We start from the raw sequence: 20,296 nt of genomic DNA, 5'->3' as shown, positions 1-20,296 counted from the left end.
AGGGCCCGGCGGAGACGACAGGGACAGGCCATGCCGCTTCACCTCGAACGGGTCGAATGGACGCAATCGCCGCCGCTGGCGCCCGGCGCCGGGCCGATCGACGTCGATCATCTTCAGCGCATGACGCTGGGTGATCCGGGCCTCGAGCGGGAAGTGCTGGCCATGTTCTCGACCCAGTCGGCCCGGATCCTCGGTGAACTGGCCGCCTTGCCGCCCGAGGCGGCGACCCATGCCCATACCCTGAAAGGATCGGCGCGGGCGATCGGCGCCTTCGGCGTCGCCGAGGCTGCTGCCCAGCTGGAGACCGCGCTGAGCGGCGGTTCCGATGCGGCCCAGCCGCTTGCCGCGCTCGGCGCCGCGATTGCCGAGGCGCGCACGGCGATCGAGCTGATCCTGGGCCGCTCCTAGGCGTCTCGGCGGTCCGCCGCCACAGCTTGGGCGGCATCCCAACCGGCGGGCAGGTTTTCGGTCTCCGCGCTAGCGCTGTGCGGACCGACCCGTTATACGACTGCCCGGGACCTTTCCATCCATCGTCCGGCGCATTCCGGCAGCACGAGCAATCATGGCCAAAATCCACTTTATCGACCATTCCGGCGAGAAACGCACAGTTGACATCGAGAACGGCGCGACGGTGATGGAAGGCGCGATCCGCAACGCCATTCCCGGCATTGAAGCCGAATGCGGCGGCGCCTGCGCCTGTGCGACCTGCCATGTCTATGTCGATGAAGCCTGGCGCGAGAAGGTCGGCGCGCCGTCACCGATGGAAGAGGACATGCTGGATTTCGGCTTCGACGTGCGTCCGAATTCGCGGCTGTCCTGCCAGATCAAGGTGACCGACGATCTCGACGGACTGGTCGTGTCGACGCCGGAGCGGCAGGCCTAGGATCCCTTATTCGCCGTCCGGATTCACTCCGCGACGGACCCAGCGGCGGAAGTTCTGCTTGACCTCCGCCGGCAGCGGCGCCGGCCTGCGCGTGGCCTCATCGATCATCACCGTGACCGCCTTCGCCGACGCCACGCATCTGCCTTCCGAAAACACCACCTGGTCGAAGGTGGTCGACGTGCGTCCAAACTTGACGAGACCGAGCCCGAGCTCGATCTGACCCGGCCAGTGCAACTCGGCACGGAAATGGATGTCGAGGCGCACCATGATCCAGCCGAGCCCCGCCGGCATCAGCCCCATGCTGCGATCCTTCACCAGCGTGACGCGGCCGGTTTCAAAATAGCTCGCATAGACGGCGTTGTTGACGTGCCCGTTGGGGTCAAGATCGGCAAAGCGCACATTGTCGGACAGGCGATAGGGAAAGTCTTCCAGGCGCGGCGCATCGTCAGCACGGACAGGGGCATTCACGAGGGGGATCTCCGTCGGTTTCCCGCCCATACAGCCGAGTTGCGCAGGCTCGGCAAGGGGTTGCCGCGCCAGCCGCTGTCCCTATTATGCATGTCGCGATCCGGCCCACTTGGCTGGACAGGCGAAAAAGCCGTCCAGTCGATTTCAACTGAAAAGAAGCGGACATGAGCGAAGCGATCAAGACCGATGTGCTGATTATTGGCGCGGGCCCCTGCGGACTGTTCGCCGTGTTCGAACTGGGCCTGCTCGACATGAAGGTGCATCTGGTCGACATCCTCGACAAGATCGGCGGGCAATGCGCCGAGCTCTATCCGGAGAAGCCGATCTACGACATTCCCGGAATTCCCTTCGTCACCGGTCAGGGCCTCACCGAACAGCTGCTGGAGCAGATCAAGCCGTTCGGCCCGACCTTCCATCTCAACGAGATGGTGGAGAGCATCGAGAAGATCGGCGATCCCCTGTTCCGGGTGAAGACCGATGCCGGCAAGGAGTTCGAGTGCAAGGTCGTCGTGATCTCGGCCGGCGGCGGCTCGTTCCAGCCGAAGCGCCCGCCGGTGCCGGGCATCGAGGCCTATGAAGGCACGTCGGTGTTTTATGCCGTGCGCAAGATGGAGCAATTCCGAGACAAGAACATCCTGATCGTCGGCGGCGGCGACTCCGCGCTCGACTGGACGCTCAATCTGCATCCGATCGCCAAGCGCATCACGCTGCTGCACCGGCGCGACGATTTCCGCGCGGCGCCGCACAGCGTCGAGCAGATGCGTGCGCTCGTTGCCGACGGCAGGATGGATCTGAAGATCGGCCAGGTCACGGGGCTCGAAGGCGCCAACGGCCAGCTCTCGGGCGCGGCGCTCAAGGGCAACGACAATGCGGTCTCGACGATCGCCTGCGATACGATGCTGCCGTTCTTCGGACTCACCATGAAGCTCGGCCCGGTCGCGAACTGGGGCGTGGCGCTGGAGAACAATCTGGTGCCAGTCGACACCGCGGCGTTCGAGACCAACGTGTCAGGCATCTTCGCGATCGGCGACATCAACACCTATCCGGGCAAGCTCAAGCTCATTCTCTCCGGCTTCCACGAGGGTGCGCTGATGGCGCAGAAGGCGCACCGCTACGTGTATCCGGACAAGCGGCTGGTGTTCCAGTACACAACCTCGTCATCGAGTCTGCAGAAGAAGCTCGGGGTGAACTGATTTCACTCGAGCGGAGACCAGTGCCAGGGGCATGGGCCATTTCCTGCGCGGCGCGAGTACTGGAACACTCCGTGAAATGGCCGTAGTCTGCTTGTAGTCGAGTTGGTCGATTGATCAGGTGATGATGATGCGGAACACGCTATCCAGACTTCGGCTGATCCTCTCGATCGCCACGGCCTTTGCGCTAGCTGCTCCGCTTGCGGCGTCGGCGGCCGACCCGTCGGCGGCTGGCCTGTGGCAAAAGGTCGAAGACGGCAAGCCCGAGGGCTGGTTCCTGGTGATCGAGCGCAATGGCCTGTTCGAAGGCATGATCGCAAAGATGTTCTCATCGCCCGGCGACCCGCCCAATCCGGTCTGCTCGAAATGCACCGACGATCGCAAGGACATGCCGTGGCTCGGCATTCCCCTCATCCGCGACATGAAGCGCAACGGGCTCGCCTATGAAGGCGGCAACGTGCTCGATCCGCGCAACGGCAAGGTCTACAAGGCCAAGATGACGTTGAGCGCCGATGGTCAGACGCTGACGATGCGCGGCTTTCTCGGCATCTCGCTGTTCGGCAAGGATGAGGTCTGGACCCGGCTGCCTGACACCGCGGTGGCCCAGCTCGATCCCGCGATCGTCGCCAAATATCTGCCGGCGCAAGCCGCGGTGGCGAAGCCGGCGGCGCCAGTGCCCGCGACGAAGCGGCACTAAGGCGCGATGAGATTAGGTTGAATCGTCATCGCGCTTTAGTTCTTTGTTTGAGCATGATCTTTTCGGAAAACCGCTTCGCACTTTTCCGGATCATGCTTTAGCACTTCTCTCTAACGCTCCGATCTGCGCACGCTCACGCTCCGCTCTTGCGTGGCAACGTGAGCGTTCAGCGCTGTCCCGTCGGTGCAATCGGCATCGGCAGTGGCGCGACCGGCTCGGTAATCACCTCGGGCACCGCGGTGTTCAGCTGCAGCACGGTGGCGGCCGCGGGGACCGCGGCATCGGCCATCGCGGCATGGCCTTCGGCGCTCGGATGCACCGCGCCGCCATACACCGCCGACAGGATGCCCCATGTCGCGTCGTGGATGTCGCTTGGCTGCATCGAGGACGGCAGGCCCTGCGGGTAGGTCATCGCCGTGAAGTAGCTGTCATTGGCGTCGCGGATCCAGCGCGCGCGCGGCAGATAGGCGCGGTATTCGCCGGCGCTGCGGCCGCATTTCAGCGGCTGGTTGGCCGCGGCGACGATGTCCGAGACGAAGCTGTCGCCGTTGGCGGCGAAGCAGTCGCGGTCGAATTCCGGATCGGTCGAGGCGCGTGCGCAGAAGCCATGGCTCGCAAACGCGTCCTGATGCGCATCGACGAAGGTCATGCGATCGGCCTGCGGATTGCGGCAGATGATGCCGGACTGGCACTGCGCGATCGCCTTGAGTTGCGGCAGGAACTCGTTCTGGACGAAGCTCGACACCGACGCGAGGCGGTTGGGATCCGCGTTGAACGAGGGATGGATCTCGAAGCCGGCGCGGCCGCCGGGGCAGGGCGCGCCGCCATTGGCCAGCGCCGGATTGGCATAGGCCGTGTAGATCACGTGCGAGAGATCGCCGCCGACCAGCGGCTTCAGCGCATCGCGCAGCTTGGCAAAATCGGCCGGCAGGTCGCGCGCCAGCGCCGAACGGGCATCGTCGACGCTGGCCATCGAGCCGCCGCGGCTGAACAGCGTGCGCTCGGTCGGCGTGTCGACGATCACGTTGGCGACGAGGCCGGAGAAGTAGATGTCGTTGGCGCCGATCGAGAGCAGCACGAGGTCGAGGGTGCGGTCGGGCTGACGGCGCTTGGCGGCGGCGAGTGCCGTGCGCAGCTCCGCGATCTGGCCGTTGACGGTGCCCGAGCAGGTGTTGGCTGTCTTCGTCGGCAGGCATTCCCGCGCCTGCTGCGAGCCGAGCAGGCCGTCGGCGATGCTGGCGCCGGTGCAGGCCAGCGGCAGATAGGTCACCGCGATGTGCGGATATTGCACGGCGAGCGCGAGCGCCGTGCGGGTCTGGTAGCTGTACAGCGACCGGTGACAGGCCGAGTTGAGCCACAGCGCGCTCTGGCGTTGCCAGTTGGTCAGGGTGTCCGGTGCTTCGCAGGCGCGGCCGCCTTTGTAGCCGGCGCGGCTCGGCCGGTAATATTGCGCCCCGCCGAGATAGGAGCGGAAGCAGAAGCCCTCGTCGGAGAGCGCAATCGCGCGGTCGGGATTGCCCTCGCCGGATGCGATGCTGTCGCCGAGGCCCGCGATCAGCAGGTCGCGCACCTCGATCTGCGTCGCCACACGCTGGTTGGCGTCCGAGCCGCTTGCGACGTCGACGGTCGCGACCGTGGTGCGGCCGTAGCGGACGCGCAGGTTGATCGGCTCGGCGCAATCGAATGTCGAGGATTGCGGCCCGTCGCCGTCGTCGAACGACCAGGCACAGGTCGCGCCGACCGGAACCGGGCCGGTGAGCCGCACGACGATCGGATGATCGATCGGCGTCAGATAGCTTTCCTTGACGTTGTCGCGCGTGCAGGGCTCGCTGACGCGGCCCTGCAGGTCGATGCAGAGCCGGTTCACGGTGTTGCGCGCCCAGCCGCGGCCATCGCTTTGCAGTTCCAGCGTCTGTTCCGAGGCCAGCACGGTGCGGCCAAGCCCGCTTTCGACATGCAGGCGGAAGTCGCGTTCCTCGCGGAACAGGCGGAAGCGGTTGCGGACCTCCCATGAGATCTGCAGCTGGTTGTCCTGCGCGTCCGCGGCCGATGCGAAGACCGCGGCCAGCGCGCTGCCGAGCAGCACGCTGCAGACCGTCACCCGAAACGAAAATCGAACCAAAAAGCCAATCATGGCGCGGTTTGACGCGAGCGGTACGGCGAAAATAAGAGAAGCGGCCGCGAGGATCGAAAATCCGGGATCGAGGGGGGCCCGCACGAGGGCCGATAACGTTGTCCGTTACCGTTTCAGCTGCCTGACCCGCTGCTGCCGGCTTTCGATCGGTTGCCGCACGGTCGCCGAAGCCGTGCAGGCTTGGCTTAGTCGTTTCCGCTCTTGCCAGGGCTGCACCACGTTGAGCCAGAGCTCGCGCATGCCCATGATCGAGATCGAAATCCCGAACGGGATCAGGAAGTAGAGGATGCGGAACACGACCAGCGTCGCCAGCAATTGTTCCTTGCTGAACTCCGGCAGCGCCACCAGCATTGCGGCGTCGAACACGCCGATCGAGCCGGGGGCGTGGCTGGCGAAGCCGAGCAGCGTCGCCAGGATGAACACGACCGCCAGCGAGACGAAGTCGATATGCGGCTCGGTCGGCATCAGCAGGTACATTGCGAGCGCGCAGAAACCGAGATCGACCACGCCGATCAGGATCTGCAACAGCGTCAGCTTGGCCGAGGGCAGCACCACCTTCCAGCCGTTCTGGCCGAGCTCGCGGCGCGTCTCGCCGGTCAGGAGCCAGACGAAATAGGCGCCGATGCCGGCAAGGCAGCCGAGCGCGATCAGCCGGTTCATCGCCGGCGGCAGCAGGTCCATCGCCGACGCCGCCGCCGGGTGCCAGGCCATGCCGAAGCCGAGCACGAACAAATTGCCGAGCCAGAAGGTCAGGCCCGACAGAAAGCAGATCTTGGCGACGTCGATCGCGGAGAGGCCATAATCGGAATAGATCCGGAAGCGGATCGCGCCGCCGGTAAACACCGTGGCGCCGATATTGTGGCCGATCGTGTAGCTCGTGAAGCTCGACAGCGCTGCGATGCGGTAGGGGACATGGATCTTGCCGATCGTGCGCAGCGCGAAGAAGTCGTAGAAGGTCAGCGTGCAGAACGCCCCGACCACACAGAGCGCCGCCAGCGCGATCCGATGCGGCGCGATGTTGGTGAGCGCGGTGAGAATGATGCCGGTATCGACGCCCTTCAGGGTGTGAACGAGCGACGTGATCGCGAACGCGATGATCAACACACTCGCGGCGATCCCGAGCCGTTTCCAGCCGATCTTTTCCTTGAAACCACGCCCGAGCGTGGTCAGCAGCCGAAGCATTCATCCTCCCGGCGGGGCGGCAAATTTCAGTGGGACCCGATCACGGACGGCGACGGGTGACGGGCAAACGCACCGTACGCGATGACCCATAAGGCAAAACCGATGCGTTGTGCAGCCCTTGACAAGCCAACCTTCGGCCCTCGTCCAGCGTCATTGTCATATTGGCTACATATGTTCTCGCTCTGCGGAATGTGAGTCGCAGGACCGCGATGGGGCCACTGCATGTTCCGCCGTTTCAGGCGGTTTCGCCGGCTTTTTTGCCGATTTTGCGGCCGTCCCGGCGTCGATGCGGGTTAGCTGGCGCGAGGCGAATGGACGATATGCGTCAGCATGGGGACGGCTGAGCCGGCTGTGACGTTTACCAAAGTGTGAAGTCGACGCGCGCATGCGCATGATGCGCCCTGCGCTCGGGCCAGTGAGCCGCGCGAGGGCGGTCCGTAGGTCTATTGAGGCAAAACGCCGCGCAAGCGGGCCGCCGTCGGACAGATCGGCCGGGTACGAGATTTCACACTTCGATCCGTGGCGAAGTGTTGCGGCGAAACGAAGGCCTATGTCTCGCATTGGTTGCCGAGAGCAAGGACGAGACCATGCAACAGACCTCCCTGAACGTCCGGCACATGCCGGACCGCCGCGCAACGTCGCATCGGCAAACGAGCGGGCTCGCGGCGACGTTGACGCTCGCCGCGATGAGTCTCGGCTATGGCGTCGTGCAGCTCGACGTCACCATCGTCAACACGGCGCTCAACGCGATCGGCGCCTCGCTCGGCGGCGGCGTCGCCGAACTGCAATGGGTGGTCAGCGCCTACACGATCGCCTTTGCGGCCTTCATCCTGACCGCGGGCGCGCTCGGCGACCGGATCGGCGCCAAGCGCATCTTCATGGCCGGGTTTGCGATCTTCACCGCGGCATCGGTTGCCTGCGCGGTCGCGCCTGATGCGACGACGCTGATCGCCGCCCGCTGCGTTCAGGGGCTGGCCGCCGCCATCCTGGTGCCGAACTCGCTGGCGCTGCTCCGCCATGCCTATGAAGACGAGAAGGCGCGGGGACGGGCGGTCGGTGTCTGGGCCGCGGGCGCGAGCCTTGCGCTGACCGCCGGCCCGTTCGTCGGCGGCGGACTGATCGCGCTGGTCGGCTGGCGCGCGATCTTTCTGGTCAACCTGCCGATCGGCCTCGCCGGCTTGTGGCTCGCCTGGCGCTTTGCCAGCGAAACCACGCGTCATCAGCAACACCGGCTCGATCTGCCGGGGCAGGTCGCGGCGATCGCCGCGCTCGGCACGTTGGCCGGCGCGCTGATCGAAGGCGGCGCGCTCGGCTGGGGCAACCCGTTCGTGATCGCAGGCTTCGCTCTCGCCGCCGTCTTCTCCGTGCTGTTCGTCTGGCGTGAGGCGCGCGCGCCGCAGCCGATGCTGCCGCTCTCGCTGTTCCGCCACCGGATGTTTGCCCTGACCTCGCTGGTCGGCCTCCTGGTCAATGTCGCGTTCTACGGCCTGATCTTCGTGCTCAGCCTCTACTTCCAGCAGGTCAACGGGCTGTCGGCGTTCGCCACTGGCCTCGCGTTCGTGCCGATGCTCGGCGCCGTGCTGCCCGCCAACCTGATCGCACCGCATGTCGCGGAGCGGATCGGCGCGCCGGCGACAATCGCGCTCGGCGCCGCTCTCTCCGCCACCGGATGTCTTGCGATGCTGTTCATCGGCCCCGGCACCAGCTACCTCGCGATCTGCCTGCAATTGCTGGCCATGAGCGGCGGCCTCGGCCTGCTGGTGCCGCCCCTGACATCGGCGCTGCTCGGCAGTGCCGGGCCGCAGCATGCCGGCATCGCGGCCGGGGTGTTGAACGCGACCCGGCAGACCGGCAGCGTGCTCGGTGTCGCGCTGTTCGGCTCGATGGTCAGCCGGTCCGCGGCCTTCATCACCGGCCTGCATGCGGCCCTCGTCATCTCCGCCGGCGTGTTGCTGGCGGCGGCTGCGCTGATCTGGATCGGCGCATGGTCACAGGCTCGGCGCTGAGACGAACCGCAGCGAGGCATCTCCGCGTTGCCCTGACCCGATCGCCTGCATTCAAGGCTTCTTCACCATGCGTGGAACCTTGCTGCGGTGCGGTTACCGTTCCTACACGAATGCGTCTGTTCTTATAGGTCCATAAAGGGGGCCTATATGTATCGCGTTCTGACCTGTCTCACTTTGGAACATGACTGGCGGTTGGTCGTCCTCGGCGGGGTGATCTGCCTGCTCGCCAGCGCCGTCGCGATCAGCCTATTTCACCGTGCCCGCGCTGCGCAGGGGCGGGCCCGCGAGATCTGGATCGGCCTCGATGCGGCGGTCGGCGGTTGCGGTATCTGGGCCACCCATTTCGTTGCCATGCTGGCGTACGATCCCGGCATCGAGGCCGGGTACAACATTCCCATCACGCTGCTGTCGCTGGTGCTCGCGGTTGCGATCCTGGCGGTCGGATTGGCCGTCGCCACGCTCGATGGACGCTGGCAGACGGTTGCGGCCGGTGGCGCGATCGTCGGCGCCGGTGTCGCGGCGATGCATTACACCGGCATGCTCGGGCTGGAGCTGCCCGCGCGCATCGTCTGGTCGCCCGGCATCGTCGCCTCGTCGATCGCGTTCGGAAGCCTGTTCGGCGCGCTCGCGCTCGTCGTTGCCACCCGTGGCGAACGTTTCGGCACCACCGCCGCCGCGACCGGTCTTCTGACCGTCGCGATCGTCTCGCATCATTTCACCGCGATGGGCGCGGTGACGCTCGTCCCGGATCCGACGATCGTTTCCGGCGGACTTACGGTCTCGCCGCGCGTGCTCTCGTTCATGACCGCCGTTGCGGCCTTCGCGATCCTCGGCCTCTCGCTGATCGCCTCGATCCTCGACCGTCGCGCCAAGACCGAACTTCACAAGCAGAAGGTGGTGCTCGATACCGCGCTCGAGAACATGTCGCAGGGGCTGTGCATGTTCGATGCCGACGGCCGCATCATGCTGTTCAACGAGCGCTACAGCGAGATGATGGGGCGCAGTCGCATACCGCTGCAGGGACGCCTGCTGATCGATGTCCTGCAGGACCTCCATTCCATCGGCGAGTGGGACGGCGATCCCGAGGAGTTCTGCAATGCTCTCGTCGCCGAGGCAAAGGCCGGCCACAGCGCGACGCGGATCGTCAGCCGCAACGAGCGCGCGATCCGTGTCGTCGACCAGCCGATGAAGGGCGGCGGCTGGGTTGCGACCTTCGAGGACATCACCGAATGGCAGCAGGCCCAGGAACAGATTTCACACATGGCGCGGCATGACGCGCTGACCAATTTGCCGAACCGGACGCTGTTCCGCGAGCAGCTCGAGAAGGCCTCGAGACTGGCCAAGCGCTCCGACCAACTGGCCGTGCTCTGTCTCGATCTCGATCATTTCAAGGAAATCAACGACACGCTCGGACATCCGATCGGCGACGCGCTGCTCCGCGAAGTGGCGCGCCGGCTGGGCGAATGCGTCACCGAGCACGACACCGTGGCGCGGCTTGGCGGCGACGAATTCGCCATCGTGCAGTTCTGCAGCAATTGCGAGCCGTCCGTCGTGTCGTCGCTGGCAAGTCTCGTGGTCGAGCGGATCGCCGCGCCCTACGAGATCGGCGGCCATCAGCTCGTGATCGGCGTCAGCATCGGCATCTCGCTCGCGCCCGAAGACGGCAAGGATCCCGACGAATTGCTGCAAAAGGCCGATCTCGCGCTGTACCGCGCCAAGGCCGACGGCCGCGGCACCTATCGCTTCTTCGAGACCGGGATGGATGCGCGTGCGCAGGCGCGCCGCCTGCTGGAGCGCGACCTGCGGCTCGCGCTCGAGCATGACGAGTTCGAGGTCTACTACCAGCCGATCCGCGATGTCGCGGGCGATCGGATCGTCGCCTTCGAGGCGCTGGCGCGCTGGAACCATTCGCTGCGTGGCCTGATCGCGCCGAACAATTTCATTCCTGTCGCCGAGGAAACCGGGCTGATCGTTCCGCTTGGCGAGATCGTGTTGCGCAAGGCCTGCGCGGATGCCGCGGGCTGGCCCGAGGCCGTCGCGGTTGCCGTCAACCTCTCGCCGGTGCAGTTCAAGAACCCGAACCTGGTGTCGTCGGTGAAGGCGGCGCTGCAAGCATCGGGCCTGTCGGCGGATCGGCTTGAGCTCGAGATCACCGAATCGGTGCTGCTGCAGAACAGCGAGGCGACGCTCGCGGTGCTGCATGAGCTGCGCGGCTTCGGCGTCCGCATCTCGCTGGACGATTTCGGCACCGGCTATTCCTCGCTGAGCTATCTGCGCAGCTTCCCGTTCGACAAGATCAAGATCGACCGGTCCTTCGTCACCGACCTTGCGACACGCGAGGACTCGATGGCGATCGTGCGCGCGGTCACCGGCCTCGGCAAGAGCCTCGGCATCGTCACGACAGCCGAAGGGGTCGAGACCGATACCCAGTTCGACCTGCTGCGTCGGGAGGGCTGCACGCAAGCGCAGGGCTATCTGTTCAGCCCGCCGCGACCGGCAGCCGACGTCGCCAAGATGTTGCGCAGGGTGCCGGAACGGTCGGTCGCCTGAGTTGGAAGGCCGGGGAGCTGGATTCTGGTTTGGACGCGTTTTCTTCACGCGAACCGCGTCCACTTCGCTCGAAAACGCTCTAGCTCTTGCGCAGGGCAAAATAGGCGCCGCAGAACGCCATCACCGCGCCGAGGCACAGGGCGGCAAGGCCGGCGAGCACGGCGGAAATGGTCGAGACCGTGCTTGGCGCCGACGCGGCCTGGCCGGCGCCGGCCAGCATCAGCACGCCGACGACGATCAGGAAGTTACGCATCCGCTGCGGGATCTGGCCGGCCACCGCGCTGTGCATCAGATTGGCGGTGAAGTAGCCGCCCGAAAATCCGACGGTCGCGATCAGCCACCACGCAATCGCGGCGCCCGCCGGCATGAACTCGTGGCTGTCGGAGCGCCACAGGCCGCCGAGATCGAGCCCGTAGCGCGCGCCGAGCATGTGCACGGCAAGCGCCAGCAGCACGCCGGATATCATCGCGCCGCCGAGGATGAGGTAGCGCGGAAAATAGGTCGTCTCGGGCATGGCTCGCTTGTAGGATAGCCGTGACGTCCCGCGCAAGCGCTTGGATGGATTTGGACGGGTGGAACGGCGGCTTGCCAACAACGTTGCAGGATCGATCGGAGGCAGGCGAGGGCTCGCCGCTGCGCTATGCCTACAAGGCCTCATTGATCGGCTCGGCGCACCAGTTCGAGCTGACCGAGGACGGGCTGTCGTGGCGGATCGCCGGCCGGTCGGGCGTGTGGGACTATGCCGACATCTCCGCGGTGAAATTGTCCTATCGCCCGGTCTCGATGCAGCAGCAGCGGTTTCGCGCCGACATCGACAACGCCAAGGGCGGGCGGATCGCGATCCTCTCGACCACCTGGCAGACCGCGACGTTGGTGGCGCCGCAGGGCCATCTCTACCGCGACTTCATCGTCGAGCTGCATCGCCGGATGCAGGCGGCGGGCAGCAACGCCAGGCTGGTCGGAGGCCTCGGACCGAAGACGTACACCGCCGCGCTGGCGCTGCTGGCCTGCCTTGCGGTGGCAATGATCGGATTGCTGCTGACGGCGCTGCTGACCTCGAACTGGATGGGGGCGCTGTTCCTGGTCGGCTTTGCGGCGCTGTTCACCTGGCAGGTCGGCGGTTTCGTCACGCGCAATCGGCCGCGGCGCTACAGCTTCGATCAATTGCCCGATGCGCTGCTGCCGAAGGCGGTTCGCAATCGGTGAAGCGGTTCGCGCGGCCGGACTGTAAGCGGGTTGTAAGCAACGCGCTGTAAACTCGGCGACGGATTTGCTTTTGGCTGGAGCGTCAGATGACAATCCGGACCCCATTTTTGGCTCTTTGCCTTGTGCTCCTGAGCATCCCGCCGGCTCTTTCCAAGGGCAGCGTGGGCAACAAACATGATCCGCTTGATCACAATCACGTCGACAATCTGCCGCCCGACGTGCGGCGATACGTTGCCGGAATTTGCAAGGGAACGCCGGTCGCGCAGCACGACTTTGCGACCTACTCGCCGCAAGAAAGGCGCTGGCGGATAAACCTCGAATATCTGCAGTGCGGCGTGATCGGGGAGTATCGCAAAGGCAACCAGTGCATGGATGTGGACTTCGTAGCCGAGGGCGCGCATTTTCGTCTCGTGAGAAAGACGTATGCGGCCTGTGGCTTTTGATGCCCTGGCGCTCACTGGAAATGGGCCGCTGCGAGTGCCACTCCTATCCAATTCTGGACTGCGGCGCTGCTTCGGAGTGAACGTGCGATGTCACTCCGTCGAGTCAAAATCCTCTTCGGTCGCGCTCAGCATTCCCGCCAGTGTCCGCAGGCCGAGGTCGAGTTGCTCCATCGGCGGTGCGGCCAGTGCGAGCCGCACCGCATTGGGCGCGTGCCCCGGCGTGGCGGCAAAGGTCGTCGACGGCGTCAGCGCGATGTCGCGGCGCGCCGCGGCCGCGACCAGTGTCTGCGAGCGCCAATGCGGCGGCAAGGTCAGCCAGAGATGATACGACTTCGGATTGGTCTGGATTTCGAAATCGGCCAGATGCTTGGCCGCCAGAAGCTGGCGGCGGCCGGCATCGATCCGTTTCAGCCGTGACAATTCGGCGGCGGTGCCGTCGGCCATCAGCCGCTGCCCCGCGGCGAAGGCGTAGCCCGACGCGGTCCAGCCGCCCGAGCGCACCGCGGCCATGATGCTCTCGCGCAGCCGCGGCGGCGACACGATGAAGCCGAGCGCGAGGCCCGGCGCGACCTTCTTCGACAGGCTGTCGAGCACGATGCAGCTGTCGGGCGCGAGCGCGGCGAGCGGCGCCTCATCGTCGAGGAATCCGTAGACGCCGTCCTCGATGACGATGAGGCCGAGCTTCTCCACCACGCGCAACAGCTCGGCGCGGCGCTCGGCCGGCATGGTGATGCTGAGCGGGTTCTGGATCGTGGGCTGGACGTAGATCGCGGACAGGTGCGCCTCGCGATGCGCCTTCTGCACCGCATCCGGTCGCACGCCGTGTTCGTCCATCGCGAGCGGCACCAGCGAGATGCCGAGCCGCGCCGCGATGCCCTTGACGAACGGGTAGGTCAGCGCCTCGACGCCGCAGCGTCCGCCGGGCGGCACCACGGCGGCGAGCGCGGCGGCGATGCATTGCCGGCCATTGGCGGTGAACACGATCTGGTCGGGATTTGGCGTCCAGCTTTTGCGCGCCAGAAATTCCGAGGAGATGGTGCGTGCCGCCCGCGTGCCAAAGCTGGTCGCCGGCCGCAGCGCGCCCTCGAGCACCTCGGGCCGCTCCAGTCCTTCGAGGCTCTTGGCGATCATCGTCGCCTGGTGCGGCAGCAGCGGATAGTTGAACTCGAGGTCGATGCGGGCGCCGCGCGGCTCGGTCGGGGCCGTGATGCCGCGGCGTGCCTCGCCGGACACGAAAGTGCCGCGGCCGACTTCACCGACTACCAACCCGCGCCGCAACAGTTCGGTGTAGACCCGGCTCGCCGTCGAGACGGCGATGTTGCGGTCATAGGCGAAATGACGCTGCGGCGGCAGCCGGTCGCCCGCCTTCAGCGCGCCGCTGGCGATCTCGGCGGCCACCGCATCCGCCAGCTTCAGATATTCGAACCTCGACATTATTGCACCGAGAGCAATGTTTTACTTGCTCCGAGCAATGTACCGGATCATTTAAGAGGGAACAAGCCCATGATTGCACCGAGGAGTGCGCAAGCAATCCGAGGTCCCGGCGGCGCGGGCGCTGAAACAGCATTTGCGTCAACGGCGTAGCTTTGTCTATGGGCAGCGAAGGAGAGATGACAATGTCAGCGATATCCTCAGCCGCCGCAGCGCCCGCGCGGCCTAGTACATTGGGCGGATTGCTCCGATTGCTCCGAGTGTGGGGCGATGCGCTCGCGACCTATTGGGTGCGCCGCGAGGCGATCAAGACGCTGCGCCAGCTCGATGACCGGGCGTTGCGCGATATCGGACTCTCGCGCTGCCAGATCGAGACCGCCGTCACCGGCGACTTCGACCTGGAGCTGGTGCGGATCCGTTAGGATGCCGGTGCTGCGCTAATGCATGATCCGGAAAAGTGCGAAGCGGTTTTCCAAAAAGGTCATGCTCAAACAAAGAGCTAAAGCGCGATGACGATTCAACCCAATCACGTCGCGCCTTAGGGCCGGGCGCCGACTGCCGGTTGCAGAATTCACCGAAACTACACCAAAGAAGCGGAAGAGCCCCATCTCGTCACCGCCGTCGCTCCAAGGTTGTGACGCTCTATGCTAGCCTGTTAGCTGCGTACGCTAGCGTTTAGTTGGGGACCGATGGCCGCTCGCAAATTGTCGCAAGGGCAGGCCCCGACCCGGGAAGCGCGTCGCCGCTGGCATGAGGAGCGATCGCTGCGCTGTGCGATCCGGTTGGCCCGCATGGGCTACTGGGAGTCGCAGAGTGCCGCCGCGACCGATCTCTGGATATCGCCCGAGCTCGCCGCCTTCTACGAATTCGACACCGCCGACGGCTACATCCCCATCGCCACGGTGCGCGAGCGCTATTTGCCTGAAAGCCGGAAGCTCCTGGAGGCGCATTACGCTGCCTGCTGGGCGGAGGGGCGGCCCTATGCGGTGCGCGCGAGACTCCGCAGTTTCGATGGCAGCCTGCTCGACTGCGTGGTGCATGGCGAGCCGGAATTCGACGCGGACGGCCAGGTTCGACGCGTGTCCGGCATCGTCCGCGACGTCACGGAGGAGACCTCCGCGCTGCGGCGCCTGGCGGAGAGCGAGCAACGGCTGGCCGATTTTGTCTCGACCGCCTCGGACTGGTGCTGGGAGAGCGACGCCGAGCATCGGCTGCTGCCCTATCCCAAATCGCTTGCCGGCAATGCGGCGTTCCAGACGGTGGCCGCTGGCAGGAAGGCGCGCTGGGAGCTGACTTATGCACCCGAGGACGGCGAGGCGATGGCGCGGCACCGGGCCGATATGGAGGCCCATCGCCCTTTTCGCGACTTCACCTATACGCTGATCGGCAAGGACGGCTCGCGCGTCAGTATCTGCACCAGCGGCAAGCCCATCTTCGGCGATGACGGCAGCTTTCTCGGCTATCGCGGCACCTCCAGCGACATCACCCAGCTCAGGGCGGCCAAGGCGCTGCTCGACCAGCGCACGCGGGCGCTGGAGGAAGCCCACCGTCTCGGCAAGATCGGCACCTGGAGCCACCGGCTGGACAGCGGCCGCACGATCTGGGCGCCCGAACTCTACCAGCTCCTCGGCTTGCCCGACACGTTCGAGCCGACCGATGAGAACATGAGGCCCTATTTCCTGGACGGCGACGCCGACCGCTTCCGGGATGTGCAGAAACGGGTGCTGCGCACCCGCCGGACCGAGGCCACCGACCTGCGCATCCTGCACGCGCACGGTATGCCCCGCGATCTGGCTGTGATCTGCAAGGCGGAGGTTGCCCACGACAAGGTCATCGGCATCATCGGCACCGTGCAGGACGTCACCGAGCGCAAGGAAGCCGAGCGCCAGCTCGAGCAGCTCGCCTACAGCGATCCGTTGACCGGCCTTGCCAATCGCGCGCTGTTCACGCGCCAGCTCGCCGCCCTGACCGAAGGCTGCGCCCGGGGAGGCCGGACTGGTGCGCTGCTGCTCATCGACCTCGATCGCTTCAAGGAGGTCAATGATTCCCTCGGCCATGCCGCCGGTGACGAATTGCTGATCAAGGTGGCGGCTGCGTTGCGGCAGGACTTGGGGCCGCGCGCCTTCATCGCCCGGCTCGGCGGCGACGAATTCGCCGTGCTGGCGGATGGATGCGACACGTCCGACGCCGCGCTGACCGGGCTTGCCGATCGGCTCGTCGGCAAACTGTCCGGCCCCGTCGATCTTGCCGAGGGCGAGGCCTCGGTCGGCGCCACCATCGGCATCGCCCGCCTGCCGGAGCACGGTGCGACGGCGGAGACCGCCGTGCGCAACGCGGACCTCGCGCTCTACATGGCCAAGGAGGCCGGACGCGGCCGGGCGCAACTGTTCGAGCCGGTCTACGCGCAGGCCGTCGATGAAAGGCTCGATCTCGGCCGCCATCTGCGCCACGCCGTGGAGGCCGGCGCCCTCGAGGCCCATTACCAGCCGCAGGTGGACCTGAAGACCGGCCGCGTCACCGGCTTCGAGGCGCTGCTGCGCTGGACCCATCCCGAGCGCGGGCCGATCTCGCCGGCGGAGTTCATCCCGATCGCCGAAAGCTCCGGCCTCATCGTCGACCTCGGCCTGTGGGTGCTGCGCGAGGCCTGCCGGCAGGGCCGCGCCTGGCTGGATGCCGGGCTGCCGCCGCGCTCCATCTCGGTCAATGTCTCGCCGGCGCAGATCTGGAGCGTGGATTTCGAGACCGCGGTCTCGGCCATCCTGGCAGAGACCGGCTTTCCGGCGGAGCTGCTCTGCCTGGAGCTGACCGAAAGCCTGTTCGTGGATCATACCGAGCAACGGATCAGTCGCACGCTGACGGCGCTGTCCGGCTTGGGCGCCCGGCTGGCGCTGGACGATTTCGGCTCGGGCTATTCCTCGCTCGGCTACCTGACGCGCCTGCCTTTCGACTGCCTGAAAGTGGACCGGGCCTTCGTGGATGGCATTTCCACCGCGCCGGAGAAGCGCAAGCTGCTCGGCGGCATCATCGCCCTGTCGCACGGGCTCGGCATGACGGTCGTGGCGGAGGGCGCCGAATTGTCCGCCGAGCTGGACGTGCTCGGCGGGCTCGATTGCGATTTGGTGCAGGGCTTCGTGTTTTCCCCGCCGATCGCCGCCGACAAGGCGCCGCTGGTCGCCGCCAGCATCGAGCGCGAGGCACGCCGGATGCAGCCGCAACGGAATCGCCTCTAGCCGAACACCGCTTTGGCAGCGTTCTTTTGCCCGTGGCTTTGCCTCGATGGTGGCAGCTGACCAATCAGCTGGGCCGTGTACTCATAAAGCGGAGCTGGATGAGGGACGCTTGATGTCCGCTCTCACCCTGACAGCCGCGAGAAAGCGGACGTCGCCGGAGGTTCGAGAAGGGCCACGAACCGATACTTGGCCGCGAGCCAACGGGCCTCCTGACTTGCACCTCGATCTCATCGATCCCTATTCGATGGCCGATTGTGCAGCCAGTTCGGCCTTGCGTAGCGTCTTGATGTCGTTTTCGGTGTGGTTCACCGGGGCGAGGTGAATCTCCACTTTTAAGAGCTTGCCTGTATGGGGATTGGGCGACGCGTAATCATCGCTGACCGGCGATCCCGTATCCATCCCGATGTCGAAAGTTTCATCGGCCGAGAACCGGCCCAAGACGCTCTTTTCGACCCGCCCCTCTCCAACCTTCGTGTCATTGACGAAAAGCGTGACTACGCCACCCTTTCCGAGCCCACCGCCGTCGTACTTGAAGTCCACGCGAATGATTGCCGGACCCGGTGCGAGCTTCTCCGAACTGGCGACCTTGTATCGTTGCAAGGAAAACCAGTTGTATTCGTAAGTCGGCTTACCGTCCTTGATGTAGAGAGCGTAGCCGGCAACGGTGCCGCCAGCCGCGATCAACACACCATCACCGCCTGCTTGCGGAACATCGATATACGCCGCGATGCTGTGCGAGCGGTTTTTCACGTTGGGCGATGAGCTTTCGGGGATCCGCGTGGCGCCGGGGTAATAAGTAAAATCGGTGCGTCCCGCGATCAGGCTCGGACGCAAGCTTGGGTCGGCGCGCTCGATGAACCGGTCGTCCAGCGGGAGCACGTCGTATTTTGCTGCCTCGACCCAGAACAGGTCCTGCATGTCGCGCAGACGCTTGGGCTCTTGAGCCGCCAAGTCGTTGGCCTCGCTGAAGTCGCTCTCAATCCGGTAAAGCTCCCACTTGTCGTTGGCGAAATCATACGAGCCGATGTTTTGCCAAGGCAGCCGTCCATGGCGGACGCACGCAACCCATCCGTCGCTGTAGATCGCACGGTTGCCGAACATCTCGAAATATTGAACGCGACGCTGCTCTTCAGCCTTCGGGTTGTCGAAGGTGTAAACCATGCTGACGCCTTCGATCGGCTTTTGGGCAACCCCGTTGACCGACGAGGGCTGCTCGATTTGAGCAGCCTCCAGGATCGTCGGAACGATGTCGATCGCGTGATGGAATTGAGTGCGAATGCCGCCTTTGTCCTTGATCCTGTTGGGCCATGAGATGACGAGCGGATTGCGCGTACCGCCGAAATGCGAGGCGACCTGCTTGCCCCATTGGAACGGTGTGTCCATGGCCCACGCCCATCCCACGGGAAAATGATTGTAGGACTTGGGACCGCCGATCTCGTCGAGATGCGCCAGGATATAGCTCGGGTCCTCCTGCTGACCGTTAACGCCGACCATCTCGTTAAAGGTGCCATTGAGGGTACCTTCCATCGAGGAGCCGTTGTCGCCAATCTCCCAAAAGATCAGCGTGTTGTCCGTTTGGCCGACTGCTTCCAGAGCATCGAGGACGCGCCCAACATGAAAGTCGGTTTGGGCCGTGTAGGCGGCGAAGGTCTCCATCAGCCGCGAGGCGATGCGCTTCTGATCAGCGGAAAGGGAATCCCAGGCAGGAATCTCCGCCGGCCGCGGGGTCAGCTTGGTGTCGGCAGGGATCACGCCCAGGCGCATTTGTCGCTGGTATGTTTCTTCCCGATATCTATCCCACCCCTGATCGAACTGCCCCTTGAACTTGTCGATCCATTCCTTCGGCACGTGATGAGGCGCGTGCGTGGCACCGGGCGCGTAATAGATGAAGAATGGCCGGTCCGGTGTCACCGACTTTTGCTTGTTGATGTGACTGATCACCTCGTCGGCGAGGGCTTCATTCAGGGTGTAATCGGCTTTCCGGCCGCTCGGGACCTCCATCTCGATTGGCGTATTGTCGCGATAGAGCGCCGGCACCCACTGGTTCGCTTCGCCCCCCAAGAAACCGTAGAAGTGATCAAATCCCTGCCGGGTTGGCCAGCGGTCATAGGGACCCGACACACTGGTCTCCCAATCCGCAATATTGTGGTTCTTGCCGAACCAGGCTGTGCTGTAGCCATGCTGGCGCAACGGCTCTGCCACCATGGCGGCGCTGTTCGGAATCTGTCCGCTGTAGCCGGGATAGCCGTCGCCCAATTCGGTAATGTTGCCTGTTGCGGCGGAATGATGATTGCGGCCCGTGAGCAGCGCGGCCCGCGTTGGAGAACATAGCGCCGTGGTATGGAAGCGCGTGTAGCGCAATCCGGCCTTTGCGAGCCGGTCCAGGTTCGGGGTAGGGATTTGGCCGCCGAAAGTCCCCCATTGTCCGAAGCCGCAATCGTCGATCAGAACGAGCAGGACGTTCGGCGCGCTGCTTGGTGCACTAATGATCGGTATCTTGTCCGGAAACGAGTCCTTATAGGTGGTGCCGATTTTTCCCTTGAATGGCGGCTGCGGAAGCGGCAGCACTTCTTGAGCCTGCGCCGACTCGCGAAGCCAGGACCAACCGAGTGCCGACGCAAGCGCGCCCTTTGCGGTGGAAAGAAAAAGCTGACGGCGATTCATCGATGCCTCTCCTTCTGTTACCCGCTTGGGCTTTCGGACGCCTCCGCTAACGTGTGGTACGGAGAGGTGTCACCCCGCTCACCCGACGCTGTACAACCATTGGGGGATCGAAATGGAAGCGCCGCTTTGTTCCCTTGATCTAGATCAACGGAGGGCCCCTTGGTACTTCGGGCCAAAACCGGGTCTCGCGACCGCTTTGGTCAGAAGCTGAA

16 protein-coding genes are annotated in these 20,296 nt (G+C 65.1%); 10 read left to right on the top strand and 6 right to left on the bottom strand.

From position 1 onward, the window contains the following. Nucleotides 1–30: 30 nt before the first annotated feature. A complete protein-coding gene (locus ACVIHF_RS21475; protein WP_076825720.1) occupies nt 31–408 on the top strand; it encodes an Hpt domain-containing protein in 378 nt (125 codons plus the stop codon). Nucleotides 409–562: 154 nt separating this feature from the next. After that, nucleotides 563–883, top strand: a complete 321-nt coding sequence (locus tag ACVIHF_RS21470; RefSeq protein WP_016841525.1) for a 2Fe-2S iron-sulfur cluster-binding protein — start codon at nt 563–565, stop codon at nt 881–883. A gap of 6 nt (nt 884–889) precedes the next feature. On the opposite strand, the gene ACVIHF_RS21465 is transcribed toward ACVIHF_RS21470, so the two are convergent. Continuing rightward, on the bottom strand, nt 890–1,351 hold the full coding sequence (locus ACVIHF_RS21465) for an acyl-CoA thioesterase (protein ID WP_092085034.1): 462 nt from the start codon (nt 1,349–1,351) through the stop codon (nt 890–892). 164 nt (nt 1,352–1,515) lie between these two features. Between ACVIHF_RS21465 and ACVIHF_RS21460 the strand changes: the two genes are divergently transcribed. Continuing rightward, on the top strand, nt 1,516–2,544 hold the full coding sequence (locus tag ACVIHF_RS21460; RefSeq protein WP_168855018.1) for an NAD(P)/FAD-dependent oxidoreductase: 1,029 nt from the start codon (nt 1,516–1,518) through the stop codon (nt 2,542–2,544). A gap of 127 nt (nt 2,545–2,671) precedes the next feature. Then, on the top strand, nt 2,672–3,238 hold the full coding sequence (locus ACVIHF_RS21455; protein WP_456792469.1) for a DUF2147 domain-containing protein: 567 nt from the start codon (nt 2,672–2,674) through the stop codon (nt 3,236–3,238). A 166-nt stretch (nt 3,239–3,404) separates the two neighbouring features. Here ACVIHF_RS21455 and ACVIHF_RS21450 read toward each other — a convergent pair whose 3' ends face one another. Continuing rightward, nucleotides 3,405–5,372 carry a hypothetical protein gene (locus tag ACVIHF_RS21450; RefSeq protein WP_375166471.1) on the bottom strand — a complete coding sequence of 656 codons (1,968 nt, stop codon included), beginning with the start codon at nt 5,370–5,372 and terminating at the stop codon, nt 3,405–3,407. 105 nt (nt 5,373–5,477) lie between these two features. Further along, nucleotides 5,478–6,554: a lysylphosphatidylglycerol synthase transmembrane domain-containing protein gene (locus ACVIHF_RS21445; protein ID WP_456792468.1), complete on the bottom strand. Its 1,077-nt coding sequence runs from the start codon at nt 6,552–6,554 to the stop codon at nt 5,478–5,480. A 617-nt stretch (nt 6,555–7,171) separates the two neighbouring features. On the opposite strand from ACVIHF_RS21445, the gene ACVIHF_RS21440 reads away from it, so the two are divergent. After that, complete coding sequence (locus tag ACVIHF_RS21440; RefSeq protein ID WP_456794108.1) at nt 7,172–8,560, top strand: MFS transporter; 1,389 nt, start codon at nt 7,172–7,174, stop codon at nt 8,558–8,560. A 147-nt stretch (nt 8,561–8,707) separates the two neighbouring features. Continuing rightward, nucleotides 8,708–11,110, top strand: a complete 2,403-nt coding sequence (locus ACVIHF_RS21435; RefSeq protein ID WP_076825716.1) for an EAL domain-containing protein — start codon at nt 8,708–8,710, stop codon at nt 11,108–11,110. Between the two features lie 79 nt (nt 11,111–11,189). On the opposite strand, the gene ACVIHF_RS21430 is transcribed toward ACVIHF_RS21435, so the two are convergent. Next, the gene (locus ACVIHF_RS21430; protein WP_016840859.1) at nt 11,190–11,624 is read right to left on the bottom strand and encodes a hypothetical protein; all 435 of its coding nucleotides are present in this window, start codon (nt 11,622–11,624) and stop codon (nt 11,190–11,192) included. A 44-nt stretch (nt 11,625–11,668) separates the two neighbouring features. On the opposite strand from ACVIHF_RS21430, the gene ACVIHF_RS21425 reads away from it, so the two are divergent. Beyond that, entirely contained in the window at nt 11,669–12,316 is a 648-nt protein-coding gene (locus ACVIHF_RS21425; RefSeq protein WP_456780210.1) for a hypothetical protein, read from the top strand. Between the two features lie 86 nt (nt 12,317–12,402). Next, nucleotides 12,403–12,759, top strand: coding sequence for a hypothetical protein (locus ACVIHF_RS21420; protein WP_229191184.1), 357 nt, complete (start codon nt 12,403–12,405; stop codon nt 12,757–12,759). Nucleotides 12,760–12,849: 90 nt separating this feature from the next. Here ACVIHF_RS21420 and ACVIHF_RS21415 read toward each other — a convergent pair whose 3' ends face one another. Further along, the gene (locus tag ACVIHF_RS21415) at nt 12,850–14,193 is read right to left on the bottom strand and encodes an aminotransferase-like domain-containing protein (protein ID WP_229159674.1); all 1,344 of its coding nucleotides are present in this window, start codon (nt 14,191–14,193) and stop codon (nt 12,850–12,852) included. 257 nt (nt 14,194–14,450) lie between these two features. Between ACVIHF_RS21415 and ACVIHF_RS21410 the strand changes: the two genes are divergently transcribed. Together ACVIHF_RS21410 and ACVIHF_RS21405 are read left to right on the top strand one after the other, a co-directional pair. Further along, nucleotides 14,451–14,612 (top strand): DUF1127 domain-containing protein, encoded by a 162-nt coding sequence (locus ACVIHF_RS21410; protein ID WP_080583391.1) that lies wholly within the window; start codon nt 14,451–14,453, stop codon nt 14,610–14,612. 267 nt (nt 14,613–14,879) lie between these two features. Continuing rightward, a complete protein-coding gene (locus ACVIHF_RS21405) occupies nt 14,880–17,420 on the top strand; it encodes a sensor domain-containing protein (protein ID WP_456792467.1) in 2,541 nt (846 codons plus the stop codon). 237 nt (nt 17,421–17,657) lie between these two features. Here the strand turns inward: ACVIHF_RS21405 and ACVIHF_RS21400 are convergent, their stop codons facing one another. Beyond that, nucleotides 17,658–20,084 carry an arylsulfatase gene (locus ACVIHF_RS21400; RefSeq protein ID WP_456792466.1) on the bottom strand — a complete coding sequence of 809 codons (2,427 nt, stop codon included), beginning with the start codon at nt 20,082–20,084 and terminating at the stop codon, nt 17,658–17,660. Nucleotides 20,085–20,296: the final 212 nt, after the last annotated feature.

The organism is Bradyrhizobium sp. USDA 4506 (assembly GCF_054058795.1).
Note: the sequence above shows the minus strand (reverse complement) of the source record. Positions and strands in the feature narration are given on the sequence as shown.

Bases quoted from the DNA above. Each gene is read 5' to 3' on its own strand.
- ACVIHF_RS21405 (WP_456792467.1), top strand. From the start codon at position 14,880: ATGGCCGCTCGCAAATTGTCGCAAGGGCAGGCCCCGACCCGGGAAGCG.
- ACVIHF_RS21435 (WP_076825716.1), top strand. From the start codon at position 8,708: ATGTATCGCGTTCTGACCTGTCTCACTTTGGAACATGACTGGCGGTTG.
- ACVIHF_RS21440 (WP_456794108.1), top strand. From the start codon at position 7,172: ATGCCGGACCGCCGCGCAACGTCGCATCGGCAAACGAGCGGGCTCGCG.
- ACVIHF_RS21450 (WP_375166471.1), bottom strand. From the start codon at position 5,372: ATGATTGGCTTTTTGGTTCGATTTTCGTTTCGGGTGACGGTCTGCAGC.
- ACVIHF_RS21475 (WP_076825720.1), top strand. From the start codon at position 31: ATGCCGCTTCACCTCGAACGGGTCGAATGGACGCAATCGCCGCCGCTG.
- ACVIHF_RS21455 (WP_456792469.1), top strand. From the start codon at position 2,672: ATGCGGAACACGCTATCCAGACTTCGGCTGATCCTCTCGATCGCCACG.
- ACVIHF_RS21400 (WP_456792466.1), bottom strand. From the start codon at position 20,084: ATGAATCGCCGTCAGCTTTTTCTTTCCACCGCAAAGGGCGCGCTTGCG.
- ACVIHF_RS21445 (WP_456792468.1), bottom strand. From the start codon at position 6,554: ATGCTTCGGCTGCTGACCACGCTCGGGCGTGGTTTCAAGGAAAAGATC.
- ACVIHF_RS21425 (WP_456780210.1), top strand. From the start codon at position 11,669: ATGGATTTGGACGGGTGGAACGGCGGCTTGCCAACAACGTTGCAGGAT.
- ACVIHF_RS21430 (WP_016840859.1), bottom strand. From the start codon at position 11,624: ATGCCCGAGACGACCTATTTTCCGCGCTACCTCATCCTCGGCGGCGCG.
- ACVIHF_RS21470 (WP_016841525.1), top strand. From the start codon at position 563: ATGGCCAAAATCCACTTTATCGACCATTCCGGCGAGAAACGCACAGTT.
- ACVIHF_RS21460 (WP_168855018.1), top strand. From the start codon at position 1,516: ATGAGCGAAGCGATCAAGACCGATGTGCTGATTATTGGCGCGGGCCCC.
- ACVIHF_RS21415 (WP_229159674.1), bottom strand. From the start codon at position 14,193: ATGTCGAGGTTCGAATATCTGAAGCTGGCGGATGCGGTGGCCGCCGAG.
- ACVIHF_RS21420 (WP_229191184.1), top strand. From the start codon at position 12,403: ATGACAATCCGGACCCCATTTTTGGCTCTTTGCCTTGTGCTCCTGAGC.